Origin of the sequence: Metabacillus litoralis, assembly GCF_003667825.1 — a bacterium.
GTDB lineage: Bacteria > Bacillota > Bacilli > Bacillales > Bacillaceae > Metabacillus > Metabacillus litoralis_B.
This window is the reverse complement of record NZ_CP033043.1, coordinates 3,553,040-3,567,104: the sequence shown is the minus strand read 5'-3', so window position 1 is coordinate 3,567,104 and position 14,065 is coordinate 3,553,040. Positions and strand designations below refer to the sequence as shown.

Here is a 14,065-nt window from a genome sequence, read left to right as displayed (position 1 = left end):
GAAACTATAATTTATAGCTCTTCCTTATGTAACAAATATACAAATCTATTCCACTTCTTGTGTTTGTATATATATAGCAGAGTATATGAGTAGAAGAAGTGTAATATAGTTAAAGGAGTAATGTCATGATTATTAATCACAATATTCTATCATTACAGGTATCTGAGAGATTAAAAGATAAATCATTAAAACAGTCAAAATCAATGGAAAAACTATCATCTGGATTAAGAATTAATCGGGCAAGTGATGATGCTGCGGGATTATCAATCTCTGAAAAGTTAAGAGCTCAAATAAGGGGATTAAGCCAAGCGAAAAACAACATCCAAGATGCTATATCACTTATTCAAACTGCGGAAGGTGCGCTATCAAATATACTAGACCCACCTCTCCAAAGAATGAGAGAACTAGCTATACAGTCTTCAAATGATACTTTAACTGATGAGGACCGAGTACACATTCAAAAAGAAATAAATCAGGTCCTAAGAGAAATTGATGACATTGCAAATAATACTGAATTTAATACTCAAAAATTAATAAATGGATCAAATAAAGTAACAATGACTTCCATTGTTCAATCAGAAAAAATAAGTTGGACAGAAATTGATACAGGGTCCGATACAAATTTTTATGACATTGCATGGAATGGCAGTCTCTATCTAGCTGTAGGCTATCAAGGAAATACCTTAGCTTCAAATGATGGTGAATCTTGGTATGTCCCATCTGGTTCTGTAACAAACTCTAATTTAAACAGTATCAAATGGGATGGTAGTCGCTTTCTTATCTCTGAAGGTGGTGCCATTTATTCGACAACTAACGGAGTTAATAGAACAGGATATAGCTCAAGCATCCCAGGAATAAATGGTCATTTTTTTGATGTGGATTATGTTGGCGGAAAATATTTGGCAGTTGGAGACAATGGTCAAATGGCAACGACAAATGACCCAACAGTTAATTCATCATGGACAAGTTTAGTATCAGGAACATCAGAGCAATTATTAGATGCAGCATCTAGTGGAGACGAATATGTTGTAGTAGGGAAAAACGGTACAATCCTAAGGTCGACGGATGGAGTTAATTGGAGTACTCAAGTCTCTGGAACAACTGCTCAATTAAAACAAGTCATTTGGGAAAATAATCAATATACTGCTGTAGGAGGAAGTGGAACAATTTTAACCTCTTCTGACGGAATTACTTGGGATAAACAGAATACACCAGGTGGTATTAATGTCATCTATGACATTGTGTACAATGGTGATGAATATGTTGCTGTTAGCAATAATGGTTGGGTACTTAATTCTAAAGACGGGATCAATTGGAATGGAGAACAATTACAGGGAAATCCATACTTACAAGGGATAGTTTTTGATGGCAATGATTATTTAGCTATAGGCTGGGAAGGAAAAGCGTTAAAGGGAACACGTCCAACTACTGCGAAAACAACTGTTTTACAACAAAACGTCAATATTCAAGTTGGAGCTAATAAGGGAGATAGCATGTCCATTGAACTTTGTGATGTTCGAACTCAGGCATTGGATATTGCCGATATCAATGTCCTCTCGAGTACAGACAGATTTGATTCAATTGCAAGACTTGATAGGGCTATAGCGAAGGTCTCTTCAGAAAGAACAAAATTTGGTTCTTATCAAAATCGTCTTGAATATACGCTTGAAAATACAAGTAACTATGGAGAGAATCTTTCAGCTTCAGAGGCTCGTATACGAGATGTTGATATGGCAAAAGAGATCATGAATCAAACTAAGAATTCAATCCTAGCTCAAGCATCACAATCTATACTAGCTCAGGCAAATCAACAGCCCGAAAATATATTGCAATTATTAAAGTGATTTAAAGGGGATCGAAAAGATCCTCTTTTTACTATGACAATTATCTATCTTACCTTTTAAAAAGCTAAACAATTCTAGAACATAACCGATATTAAAAGTAGATCAAGTTATTTAAGGAGTGAACGTATGTCTGTTGAAAAGGTAATTTCGCAGTCCACTCTATATAACAACCCAGAACTGACAAAAAATAAGAGTGAGTCTTCAAGTCAACCCTCTGAGCTACTAATACCTGAGTATATGCCATCTAAGGAGGACTTGGAGAAAAAAGTTAGTAGCATGAATGATTTTGTTAAAGCTTCTAATACACATTTGAAATTTGAACTTCATGAAGAATTAAATGAATATTATGTAACAATTGTTGATGATCTATCTAATGAAATTATAAAAGAAATTCCATCGAAAAGGTTGTTAGATATATACGCTGCTATGACAGATTTTTTAGGCCTTGTTGTGGATAAAAAGATTTAAGGTGGTATGAAAATGGCTATGAGAATTGGTGGTCTTGCTAGTGGAATGGATATTGATTCCCTAGTAGGAGACTTAATGAAGGCAGAAAGAATGCCTTTAGATAAATTAAACCAAAAGAAACAAACAATGGAATGGCAAAGAGATGGATATCGTGAAATGAATAGTTTAATGCTTTCATTCCGAAATCTAACGTTTGACATGCGTCTATCTTCAAACTACAGAGCTCGTTCAACTTCTTCATCAAATGATAGTAAAGTTACTGCAACTGCTACGAGCGCTGCAGCTCTATCGTCGTATAACATATCAAAAATCCAAAAGCTTGCAACTGCAGCTACGAGGGTTAATGAAGGGGCAATTTCTAAGAGTGGAACAAAGATCGATCCAACTAAGAGCTTGCATGAGATAAAAGACAACTTTGCTGACTCTAACTTTTCTTGGAAACCTGGTAGTGTACAAAGTGAAACACTAGTGGCAAGTGAAGAAAATCAGAAAGTATTTAAGTTGAAAAATTTAAATCGAGAAGAAGGAGTCCAGGTAATTACAGCTGATTCCTCAGTCTATGTTAACGGAAAGGCTTTTAAAGTAAAAACAGATACAAATTTAACTAGTTCAACACTTGCATCGAATGAAGTATTGGTTGATAGTGATGGAAATATAACATTTTCTGATTTAGCTACTATAACTAAAGGAAGCTCAATTAAGGTTGAATATGCAGCCGATAAAACTGTAGATAAATTTGCGGCGGCAACAACATTAGAGTCTGTTCAACTTACGAAAAGTCCAGTCTTACTAAATGGTTCTATGACTTTAACTATTGGTGATGTTAAATACACGTACGATACAACTAATAACAACTTTGTAGATACGAATGGAAATGTTGCTGATGCGCAAATTGATTCTAAAGGCAAAATCACATTCCAAAATGGATCAGCCGATGGGAAAGAAGTGAAAGTTAATTATCAACAAGAATACTTCACTTTTGACCTAGGTACGTACAAATCTCAAGATAGACTTGAACAAAAGTTTATTATTCAAGGTTCCGAGTCACTGAATTCAGTTTTAAATAAAATTTCTTCATCTAACCTAGGATTAACAGCTTTTTATGATGAGTATTCCGATCAAGTAACACTAACTAGAAAAGAAACTGGAAATCATAATGAGGCTGGATTAGAAATAGATACCGGTTCTAATGCTGATGGACCTATCCCTGGGTTCATTAATAACGTATTGCGTTTTGGAAATAGTGTAGAATCTGGTGGAGATAATGCTGAGTTCACAATAAATGGATTAACTACACAAAGGACAACTAATACCTTCGAAATGAATGGAGTAACCTTTACACTAAAAGATACTCTTAATCCGAGTGTGAATGGAGTGGAACCAACCACACTTGACCCTAGCATTTCAGTTAACATATCAAATGATTCGAATAAGGTATTTGAAAATATTAAAAACTTTGTAGAAAAGTATAATGAGCTAATAGATAAAATTAAATCTAAAGTTAACGAAGAACGTTATAGAGACTTTACACCACTTACAGATGAACAACGTGAACAACTATCAGATAAGCAACAAGAGCAATGGGAAGAAAAGGCAAAAAGTGGTTTGTTAAGACGGGATTCTTTACTTACTAATGTATTAAGTAGTATGCGTTTAGACTTTTATACCCCGGTTAATGGAACAAATGTAGATTCAAAATATAATCAGCTTTCAAGCATAGGAATTAAAACTAGTGCGAACTATTTAGATGGTGGAAAGCTTCAAATAAATGAAGCTGAATTAAAGAAAGCGATAGAAGAAGATCCAGCTGCAATCGAAGCATTATTTAAAAATAGTGGCTCTTCTAATAGTGAACAAGGAATTGTTAACCGCCTTTATGAAACACTGACTGATACGATGGATGCGATAAAATCTAAAGCAGGTAGTTCAAATTCATCTTATAGTCAATATACTCTTGGTAAAAACTTGAATAACCTTAGTACACAAATTAACCGTTTTGAAGATCGGCTTGTTCAAGTAGAGTCCCGTTATTGGAGACAGTTTACTGCAATGGAAAAAGCTATTCAAAGATCTAATGAACAATCTATGTATTTAATGCAACAATTCTCAATGTAATCTAAAGGAGTGTCGAAATGGCTATAAATAATCCTTATGCAGCATACCAGCAAAATTCAATTCAAACGGCATCACCTGGTGAAGTAACTTTAATGCTTTATAATGGTTGTATAAAGTTTATCAAACAAGCAGTACAAGCAATCAATGAATCCAATCTTGAGGAAAAAAATATAAATATTCAAAAGGCACAAAAAATTATTACAGAGTTAATGATTACGCTGAATATGGATTTAGATATTTCTAAAAATATGGTTGTAATGTATGAATATATAAATCATCGCTTGATTGAAGCCAATGTCAAAAATGATACAGAAATACTGAATGAAGTAGAGCAGTATGTAGTGGATTTTCGGGATACTTGGAAACAGGTAATCCAAATTACACGTCAACAGCAATATGGAAAAGGTGAACAAATATAGTGAATGCTGTTCAAGAGGTTTTCAAACTCACCCAGGAACTTGTTGATCTGTTTGACAACAAGAACAAAAGAGATAGAGATTCTGTTATCGAAGAAATTGAAAAACTCCTACATGAACGCGACAGATTGTTTCCGATGATAAAGCCCCCTTTTACTCAAGAGGAAAAGGCTTTAGGTGAACAAATTAAGAAATTAAATGAGAAGATCAATTTGGAATTTCAAAACATAAAAAAAGAAATTCAATTTGATATTAAAAGAGCGAAAGAATCCAAACATACACAAAATCAATATGTTAATCAATACACGAGTACGGAAAATGGCGGTATCTTCTACGACAAAAGAAAATAGGTGACCTATGGAAACTCTAACAACTGACCAATACCAGATGATTACTTATTACTATCATCTTTTGAATACAATCGAAGAGGGCTTTGATTACGTAAACGAAGGCTTCAATAATTTATCGAAAACTGAAAGTGACCGTATTTTTTCAGATATTCTGATTGCCTTCAACCACATAGACTCTTCAAACCCAACAATTGTTGCTAGTTTGAACGATGAGCAAAACCTCTCAGAAGCAGTGAAAAACTTTGATATTGTAATTAAGGAATTAGAGGGTCTTGAGCAATTTTTTATGGACTCAGAAAAGAAACATCACTATATCAAAAATCAACTTACTCCGGCATTTGTAGCTTGGAAAGAAACCGTTCAAAAAAAGCTTCAACCGTATATCACAAACTAACAAAAAAACTCGTCTACAAAGGCGAGTTTTTTACATGTATGTAAGACCTCCAACATATATTATCTTTACACAACCTTCACAATCTTAACCCAATCAAACACCATTCTACAAAATCCACAAAATTTTTCAAAAACTTTTTCAGTTTAGGCAGGAGACAAGCAGGGAAATATAGAAGTAGTACTACATAGCTTTATCATAAAGGAGGAGTTCAATCATGAGATATAACGTCAGAGGGGAAAACATTGAAATAACTCCAGCATTAAGAGAATATGCAGAAAAGAAAATTGGTAAGCTTGAAAGATACTTTGAAGAGGCCGTTAATGCAAATGTTAATGTGAATCTGAAGTATTATAACGATCAAGAATCTAAAATTGAAGTTACCATTCCGATGACAGATCTAGTGTTACGAGCTGAAGAAAATCACCAGGATATGTACGCAGCGATTGATCTAGTTGTTAATAAATTAGAACGTCAAATTCGTAAGCACAAAACAAAAGTAAATCGTAAGGTCCGCGAGCAAGGTGCTCCTAAATATATTTTTAGTAACTATCAAGGTGAGGGTAATCAACCAGTTGAAGAAGATGAAGACCATGAGGTAGTTCGAACAAAGCGTTTCGACCTTAAGCCAATGGATGCTGAGGAAGCAATCCTGCAAATGGATATGCTAGGGCATAATTTCTTCGTCTATACCGATGCTAAAACAAATACGACAAGTGTCGTTTACAAGCGTAAAGACGGAAAATATGGCTTGATTGAGCCAACTGTATAATATGAAACAGCACCTTTAATGGGTGCTGTTTTCGTTTCTGAAGGAGGACTATGAAAATGAAGGAGCGAAAGATTTTAGTTATTGGAAGTATTAATATGGATCTTGTTACACAAACAAATATCGTTCCAAAAGTCGGTGAAACGGTTTTGGGAACTTCTTTTTTTACTATTCCAGGTGGAAAGGGAGCTAACCAGGCTGTCGCAGCTTCGAAGCTTGGAGCTGATGTCACAATGCTAGGTTGTGTTGGAGATGATGCTTTTGGACAGGAACTAATGCAAAACCTGTCAGATCAGGGTGTTACTACTAATTATATAAAAACAGTACCAAACGCTTCATCCGGAATTGCTTCTATCACCTTATCTGAAGGTGATAACAGTATCATTGTTGTTCCAGGTGCTAACCACGAACTTACCCCTGATATGGTTAGAGAGAATGAGAAGATCATTGCAGATGCAAATATTATTCTACTACAACTAGAGATTCCTATTGAAAGTGTAAAGTTATCAATTGAATTAGCGAGCAAACATAGTGTGCCTGTTATCCTAAACCCAGCACCTATTCAATCATTACCAAAGGAATTGCTGCTTCAAGCTACATACATAACACCAAATGAACATGAACAAGAAAGTCTTCTATTAAATGGTGAGCTAACTGAAGAAGAGTCAGAACAGGTTAAACAAAAATGCATTGTTACTCAAGGTTCACAGGGAGTTCTTATCTATCAGAAGAAAGAAGAGTTAATTCCCGGATATAAAGTGAAAGCCGTAGATTCTACAGGCGCAGGGGACACCTTCAACGGAGCACTTGCTGTTTCTCTAAGTAAAGGAGTTGCCTTAAAGGAAGCATGTCAATTTGCCAATGCTGCAGCTGCTCTTTCTGTAACAAAGCTAGGTGCTCAATCAGGTATGCCAACATTAGAAGAAGTAGAAAAATTCATCGCTCAAGTATGATTAGCTTTTAGATAAATATCTGTTGTTCTATACTCTCGCAACTATGTTGAGATTTCGTGAATTCGCTTGTGTATCATAAAATCATATAGAGGTTATATGTATATTTCGATATAATGGGAGTGTTAATAGAAAAGGAGGGGGAATCATGGATAACGAAACAATGTTGAAAGAGATCCTCCATGCATTGAAAATACATGAAGATCGTATGGATCAAAATTTAAAAAAGATAGATGAAAGATTTGAGAAAATTGAAGAAAGACTCGACAAGATAGAAGGACGATTAGATAAAATAGAGAAGAAAATGGATGGAGTTTTGAAATAACAGAAACCCAACAACAAAGGTGACTTTATTTCTGTCAAAACGTTACAACATGAAAAAAAGCTACGTGATTTAAATCAATTTTAAATGACTATTGCCGCCAGACCCTCGTGTTTACCTCCAACTAACAATGCCATCTAGCGAATAAACTATCATAAATTATTCTAAACTTACTAAGGTCATTCTTAGTAAGTTTTTTTATTGCAAAAAAGAGTGCTATATTCATCGACAAACCTCGGGGCGTGCCTGGCACCCCGAAGTTCTACCGACAAAATCCGGGAAGTGACACACGCACCCCAAAACCCCTTCCCACCCCCAACTCCAAACCATGTCACCCGCCTGTTGCCCCACCACCCCAACTAGTGCTAAAATAAGGAATAGACGAAACTTACATAAAAGCAATTTCACTCTAAACACAGAGGAGCGTATTAGATGCTTGGAATTTTGAATAAGGTGTTTGATTTTAATAAACGTGCGTTAAATCGTTATGAGAAGATGGCTGATCAGATTGATGCGCTTAGCGGTCAGATGAATGGCTTATCTGATGAGCAATTAAAGGCTAAAACAGAGGAGTTTAAAGGTCGTGTAGCGAATGGTGAATCGCTAGATAATCTTTTAATAGAAGCATTTGCTGTTGTTCGTGAAGCAGCGAAGCGTGTATTGGGGTTATACCCGTACAAGGTTCAATTAATGGGGGGTATTTCCTTACATGAAGGGAATATTTCTGAGATGAAAACAGGGGAAGGTAAAACCTTAACTTCCACAATGCCTGTTTATTTAAACGCGCTTTCTGGTGAAGGCGTACATGTTGTCACGGTCAATGAATATTTAGCAAGTCGTGATGCACATGAAATGGGTCAACTTTACGATTTCTTAGGCTTAACAGTAGGTCTTAACTTAAATTCTTTAAATAAAGATGAAAAACGTGAAGCGTATGCAGCAGATATTACCTATTCTACAAATAACGAATTAGGTTTTGATTATTTGCGTGATAACATGGTTCTTTATCGTGAACAAATGGTTCAACGTCCGCTTAACTTTGCTGTAATAGATGAGGTTGACTCAATCTTAGTCGATGAAGCGAGAACTCCGTTAATTATTTCGGGACAAGCGGCTAAATCGACTAAGCTTTATATTCAAGCAAACGGCTTTGTTCGTCAGCTTAAGCAAGAGGAAGACTTCACATATGATGTAAAAACAAAGGCTGTTCAGTTAACAGAAGAAGGTATGACAAAGGCTGAAAAAGCGTTTGGTATTGAAAATCTTTTCGATATTTCACATGTGGCATTACTTCACCACATTAACCAAGCATTAAAAGCACAGTTTGTTATGCAAAATGATGTGGATTATGTTGTGGAAGAGGGACAAGTTGTGATCGTTGACTCGTTCACAGGTCGTTTAATGAAGGGCCGCCGTTACAGTGATGGACTTCACCAAGCAATTGAGGCTAAAGAAGGTCTTGAGATTCAAAACGAAAGCATGACGCTTGCGACGATTACGTTCCAAAACTACTTCCGTATGTACAAAAAGCTGTCTGGTATGACAGGTACAGCGAAAACGGAAGAAGAAGAATTCCGTAATATTTACAACATGCAGGTTGTTGCGATTCCAACGAACAAACCGATTGCACGTGATGATAGAGCCGATTTAGTTTATCGTTCAATGGAAGGGAAATTCCGTGCGGTTGTTGAGGAAGTTAAACAACGTTATGACCTTGGTCAGCCTGTACTAGTTGGTACAGTTGCCGTTGAAACGTCTGAATTAATTTCTCAGCTACTTAAGAAAAAAGGTGTTCCGCATCATGTCTTGAATGCGAAGAATCATGAAAAAGAAGCAGAAATCATCGAGAATGCTGGTCAACGTGGTGCAGTAACAATCGCGACAAACATGGCTGGTCGTGGTACAGATATCAAGCTTGGCGAAGGTGTTCGTGAGGTTGGCGGGTTAGCCGTTATTGGTACGGAGCGCCATGAATCTCGTCGTATTGATAACCAGCTCCGTGGACGTTCTGGTCGTCAAGGAGACCCTGGTATCACTCAATTCTATCTTTCAATGGAAGATGAATTAATGCGTCGTTTCGGTTCTGAAAACATGATGAACATGATGGATCGTCTTGGAATGGACGACACTCAACCAATTCAAAGTAAAATCGTTTCACGTGCGGTTGAATCTGCACAAAAACGTGTTGAAGGTAATAACTTTGATGCACGTAAACAGCTTTTACAATATGACGATGTTCTTCGTCAGCAACGTGAAGTTATTTACAAGCAACGCTTTGAAGTTCTTGATTCTGACAATCTCCGTGAAATTGTTGAAAAAATGCTAAAATCAACGATCGAACGTGCGGTTGGCATGTATACTCCTAAAGAGGAAGTAGAAGAAGATTGGAACCTAGAAGGCATCATCGACTACATGAATGCAAACATTCTTACAGAAGATGAGCTTGCTGTGTCAGATCTTCGCCGTAAAGATCCTGAGGAAATGTCAGAGTTGATCTATAAAAAAGCACTTGCACATTATGATGCGAAGGAAGCAGACTTTGGCGAAGAGCAAATGCGTGAGTTCGAAAAAGTTATCCTTCTTCGTGCAGTTGATACAAAATGGATGGATCACATCGATGCAATGGATCAGCTTCGTCAAGGTATTCATTTACGTGCTTACGGACAAAACGATCCGTTACGTGAATATCAAATGGAAGGTTTCGCCATGTTTGAAAACATGATCGCTTCTATTGAAGAAGATGTAGCGAAGTACATCATGAAGGCACAAATCCGCAACAACCTTGAGCGTCAAGAGGTTGCACAAGGTCAAACAGCTGTTCACGCGAAAGAAGGCGATGAGCCAGTTAAGAAAAAACCAACTCGTAAAGTTGTGGAAATTGGCCGTAACGATCCTTGCATTTGCGGCAGCGGCAAAAAATATAAAAACTGCTGCGGTCAATAATAACTGGCGTTTACGTATCGTAAAGTATATAATAGAACATTATCAAAGAGAGAGGTGCACCCACCTCTCTCTTGTTTGCGAATAAAGATTAGCACTTTTTCAATATAAATTTATAAATGGAGTGACTTTCATGGAATTAGTAGAAATTCGTCAAGAGCTCGAAAAAACAGCTAAACGTTTAGCGGACTTTAGGGGGTCTCTTTGACCTCGATATAAAAGAAGCACGAATTCAACAGCTTGAAGCCCAAATGACAGCACCAGATTTCTGGGATAATCAAAACGCTGCACAAGCTGTTATCAATGAAACAAATGCATTAAAAGAAATGGTGGATCAATTCCACGAACTAAACGAATCATATGAAAATCTTCAATTAACATATGAACTTGTAAAAGAAGAAGATGATGAAGATTTACGTGAAGAACTAGTGACTGAAATAAAAGATTTAGTTTCAAAGCTAAATGACTTTGAACTTCAGTTGCTATTAAGTGAACAACACGACAAAAACAACGCAATTCTTGAGCTTCACCCAGGTGCAGGTGGTACAGAGTCTCAAGACTGGGGCTCAATGCTACTTCGTATGTACACTCGCTGGGCTGAGAAAAAAGGCTTCAAGGTTGAAACACTTGACTACTTACCTGGTGATGAAGCGGGTATAAAGAGTGTTACACTTTTAATCAAAGGCCACAACGCGTACGGCTATTTGAAAGCTGAAAAAGGTGTACACCGTTTAGTTCGTATTTCTCCATTCGACTCATCAGGCCGTCGTCATACTTCATTCGTTTCTTGTGAAGTTATGCCTGAATTCAATGAAGAAATCGACATTGAAATTCGTACGGAAGATTTGAAAATTGATACGTACCGTGCAAGTGGTGCTGGTGGTCAGCATATCAATACGACTGACTCAGCTGTTCGTATTACCCATACACCAACTAACATCGTTGTAACGTGTCAAACTGAACGTTCGCAAATTAAAAACCGTGAACGTGCCATGAAAATGCTTCAAGCAAAGCTGTATCAAAAGCGTATTGAAGAGCAAGAAGCAGAGCTTGCTGAAATCCGTGGTGAGCAAAAGGATATCGGTTGGGGAAGCCAAATTCGTTCTTATGTTTTCCACCCGTATTCAATGGTTAAAGATCACCGTACAAACACAGAGATCGGAAACGTTCATGCTGTAATGGACGGCGAGCTTGATCCGTTTATTGACGCGTATTTACGTTCGAAGATTCAGTAATATAGTAATGAAAATCGCTCAGAGCTTGACTGTTCCTTTCTACAAGGAGGACAGTCAGTTCTGGGCGTTTTTTCTATACTTTCATGGTTTACAATTATTAGGATGAGCTATGCAAGATATAGCAGCAGAATGAAGTTTAACTTTAAAAGAGACTCACTAAAAAAGAATATTAGAAAACAAAATCATATTTGTAGTTTTATGAAGACCAAAATCATCAGCCGAAGCATACGAAATGTACTTCATAATTTGGATGAAGACCAAAACAAGCATTCTCGCAAGCCAAATGTACTTCATAAAGTGGATGAAGACCAAAACGAGCAATCCTCGCAGGCAAAATGTACTTCATAAAGGAGATGAAGACCAAAATCAGCAATCCGAGCAAGTGAAATGTACTTCATAATTTGGATGAAGACCAAAACGAGCAATCCACGCAAGCCAAATGTACTTCATAAAGGTGATGAAGACCAAAATCAGCAATTCGAGCAAGCGAAATGTACTTCATAATTTGGATGAAGACCAAAACGAGCAATCCACGCAAGCCAAATGTACTTCATAAGGGGAATGAAGACCACAACCAGCTGCCCGCGCAAGCGAAATGTACTTCATAAGTGAGATGAAGACCAAAATCAGCAGTCCGCGCAAGCGAAATGTACTTCATAAGTGATGAAGACCAAAATCAGCAGTCCGAGTAAGCGAAATGTACTTCATAAATGAGATGAAGACCAAAACCAAAACCAAAACCACCAGTCCAAGCAAACAAAATGTACCTTATACCCACAGCAATACCAACTCGCCCCACACAAAAACACCCACCCCCCATAATTTCCCCCAAAATAGCAAACACTAAAAAAACTCCCCACCAACACTTGATTTCTTTACCTCGTTACCACGTTATTTAGGTGTTATTCACAGATAAAATCACGGGTGCTATACTCATCTAGGGCAAGAATAGCTTTAGTGAAAAAGGAGGGTAACAAAGCGATGAATATGCGCAAAAGAAATGATACATATAATCCTACATTAGAAAAAGTACTTGAGTACGTCTACATATTAGTTGGCTCATCGTTTGTTGCAATTGGCTTTAATTTATTTTTACTACCAAACCGGGTTGCATCAGGTGGTGTGAGTGGAATTAGTACGATCCTTGATGCGACGTTTGGTTTTGAGCCGGCTTATGTTCAGTGGGCGTTTAACATCCCCCTATTTATTGCCGGAGTTATTTTACTAGGAAAGCAATTTGGGATCAAAACACTAATCGGTACAATTTTTGTCCCACTAGTCGTTTACCTAACAAGAAACTGGGAGCCCGCAACAATGGATCCTCTGTTAGGATCTCTTTTCGGTGGTATTTGTATAGGACTTGGTCTTGGCATTGTGTTCCGTGGCAAAGCTTCAACGGGCGGAACCGATCTAGCTGCGCAAATTATTCATAAATACACAGGGCTTTCACTTGGAACTTGTGTCGCGCTCCTTGATGGCTTAATCGTTCTAGCAGCTGCATTTGTATTTGATATTGAAAGAGGACTTTATGCTTTAGTAGGCTTATATGTCACGAGCAAAACGATTGATATTGTGCAAATTGGCCTCGGCCGATCAAAGATGACAATGATCATTACTAACAAGCAAACAGAGGTTCAGGATGCCATTCTAAACGAAATCGATCGTGGCGTTACTAGACTTGCGGCACATGGCGGGTTCACAAATAATGAGAGACCAGTCCTCATGTGTGTTGTGGATCAAACGGAATTCACAAAATTGAAACAACTGGTGCGAAGTATCGATCCGCACGCGTTCGTGACAGTTACGGATGCTTCTGAGGTGCTTGGTGAAGGTTTCAAAAGAGTGTAGTTAGGTTATAATAATCCTTGAATTGACTCTTTTTACATAATTGAATTCGATGCAAGGAGGAATACCTTTGAAAACGAAATTATTCGCCTTATTATTAGGGTCTGTGTTTGTTTTATCAGCATGTGGTGGAGAAGAAGCGCCTGCTGATGAAGCGGCGGATACAACTGAGGGGACAACAGAAACAGCGAGCGGAGATGCAGAAGAAATTTTTCAAAAAAGCTGTATCGGCTGTCATGGTCGTGAACTTGAAGGTGGAGCAGGTCCGAATTTAACGGAGGTTGGCTCGAAATATAGCCAAGATGAAATTGCGAGCATCATCATTAATGGTCAAGGAAGCATGCCAAAGGGAATTTTAAATGAAGCAGATGCTGAAGTTGTGGCAGCTTGGTTAGCTGAAAAGAAATAAGTGTAAGGGAT

Annotated in this window: 13 protein-coding genes; all 13 read left to right on the top strand. The window is 37.4% G+C overall.

Features of this window, described 5'->3' with window-relative positions:
• Nucleotides 1-125 precede the first annotated feature (125 nt).
• Complete coding sequence (locus tag D9842_RS17590; RefSeq protein WP_121663629.1) at nt 126-1,844, top strand: flagellin N-terminal helical domain-containing protein; 1,719 nt, start codon at nt 126-128, stop codon at nt 1,842-1,844.
• 126 nt (nt 1,845-1,970) lie between these two features.
• A complete protein-coding gene (gene flaG, locus D9842_RS17585; protein WP_121663628.1) occupies nt 1,971-2,312 on the top strand; it encodes a flagellar protein FlaG in 342 nt (113 codons plus the stop codon).
• A 12-nt stretch (nt 2,313-2,324) separates the two neighbouring features.
• Nucleotides 2,325-4,427 carry a flagellar filament capping protein FliD gene (gene fliD, locus D9842_RS17580; RefSeq protein WP_162987479.1) on the top strand — a complete coding sequence of 701 codons (2,103 nt, stop codon included), beginning with the start codon at nt 2,325-2,327 and terminating at the stop codon, nt 4,425-4,427.
• A gap of 17 nt (nt 4,428-4,444) precedes the next feature.
• Nucleotides 4,445-4,846 (top strand): flagellar export chaperone FliS, encoded by a 402-nt coding sequence (gene fliS / locus D9842_RS17575; RefSeq protein ID WP_121663627.1) that lies wholly within the window; start codon nt 4,445-4,447, stop codon nt 4,844-4,846.
• Entirely contained in the window at nt 4,846-5,193 is a 348-nt protein-coding gene (locus tag D9842_RS17570) for a flagellar protein FliT (protein WP_121663626.1), read from the top strand. The genes fliS and D9842_RS17570 overlap by 1 nt, the downstream gene beginning before the upstream one ends.
• 7 nt (nt 5,194-5,200) lie before the next feature.
• Nucleotides 5,201-5,587: a DUF8042 domain-containing protein gene (locus D9842_RS17565; protein WP_121663625.1), complete on the top strand. Its 387-nt coding sequence runs from the start codon at nt 5,201-5,203 to the stop codon at nt 5,585-5,587.
• A 214-nt stretch (nt 5,588-5,801) separates the two neighbouring features.
• The gene (hpf, locus tag D9842_RS17560) at nt 5,802-6,356 is read left to right on the top strand and encodes a ribosome hibernation-promoting factor, HPF/YfiA family (RefSeq protein ID WP_121663624.1); all 555 of its coding nucleotides are present in this window, start codon (nt 5,802-5,804) and stop codon (nt 6,354-6,356) included.
• 56 nt (nt 6,357-6,412) lie between these two features.
• The gene (gene rbsK / locus D9842_RS17555; protein ID WP_121663623.1) at nt 6,413-7,306 is read left to right on the top strand and encodes a ribokinase; all 894 of its coding nucleotides are present in this window, start codon (nt 6,413-6,415) and stop codon (nt 7,304-7,306) included.
• A gap of 145 nt (nt 7,307-7,451) precedes the next feature.
• The gene (locus tag D9842_RS26010; protein ID WP_162987478.1) at nt 7,452-7,628 is read left to right on the top strand and encodes a hypothetical protein; all 177 of its coding nucleotides are present in this window, start codon (nt 7,452-7,454) and stop codon (nt 7,626-7,628) included.
• 429 nt (nt 7,629-8,057) lie between these two features.
• Nucleotides 8,058-10,568, top strand: a complete 2,511-nt coding sequence (gene secA, locus D9842_RS17550) for a preprotein translocase subunit SecA (RefSeq protein ID WP_121663622.1) — start codon at nt 8,058-8,060, stop codon at nt 10,566-10,568.
• A 130-nt stretch (nt 10,569-10,698) separates the two neighbouring features.
• Nucleotides 10,699-11,800, top strand: a protein-coding gene (gene prfB, locus D9842_RS17545) for a peptide chain release factor 2 (protein WP_098797103.1) whose coding sequence is annotated in 2 segments (ribosomal slippage) — nt 10,699-10,770 and nt 10,772-11,800 — 1,101 coding nt in all. Because the reading frame shifts where the segments join, the coding sequence is not laid out codon by codon here.
• A gap of 987 nt (nt 11,801-12,787) precedes the next feature.
• Nucleotides 12,788-13,648 carry a YitT family protein gene (locus tag D9842_RS17540; RefSeq protein ID WP_121665113.1) on the top strand — a complete coding sequence of 287 codons (861 nt, stop codon included), beginning with the start codon at nt 12,788-12,790 and terminating at the stop codon, nt 13,646-13,648.
• 67 nt (nt 13,649-13,715) lie between these two features.
• Complete coding sequence (cccB, locus tag D9842_RS17535) at nt 13,716-14,054, top strand: cytochrome c551 (protein WP_121663621.1); 339 nt, start codon at nt 13,716-13,718, stop codon at nt 14,052-14,054.
• Nucleotides 14,055-14,065: the final 11 nt, after the last annotated feature.

Excerpts from the sequence above, each read along its gene's own strand:
- D9842_RS17540 (WP_121665113.1), top strand. The coding sequence starts at position 12,788 with ATGCGCAAAAGAAATGATACATATAATCCTACATTAGAAAAAGTACTT.
- flaG (WP_121663628.1), top strand. The coding sequence starts at position 1,971 with ATGTCTGTTGAAAAGGTAATTTCGCAGTCCACTCTATATAACAACCCA.
- secA (WP_121663622.1), top strand. The coding sequence starts at position 8,058 with ATGCTTGGAATTTTGAATAAGGTGTTTGATTTTAATAAACGTGCGTTA.
- D9842_RS17565 (WP_121663625.1), top strand. The coding sequence starts at position 5,201 with ATGGAAACTCTAACAACTGACCAATACCAGATGATTACTTATTACTAT.
- D9842_RS26010 (WP_162987478.1), top strand. The coding sequence starts at position 7,452 with ATGGATAACGAAACAATGTTGAAAGAGATCCTCCATGCATTGAAAATA.
- fliD (WP_162987479.1), top strand. The coding sequence starts at position 2,325 with ATGGCTATGAGAATTGGTGGTCTTGCTAGTGGAATGGATATTGATTCC.
- D9842_RS17590 (WP_121663629.1), top strand. The coding sequence starts at position 126 with ATGATTATTAATCACAATATTCTATCATTACAGGTATCTGAGAGATTA.
- hpf (WP_121663624.1), top strand. The coding sequence starts at position 5,802 with ATGAGATATAACGTCAGAGGGGAAAACATTGAAATAACTCCAGCATTA.
- rbsK (WP_121663623.1), top strand. The coding sequence starts at position 6,413 with ATGAAGGAGCGAAAGATTTTAGTTATTGGAAGTATTAATATGGATCTT.
- fliS (WP_121663627.1), top strand. The coding sequence starts at position 4,445 with ATGGCTATAAATAATCCTTATGCAGCATACCAGCAAAATTCAATTCAA.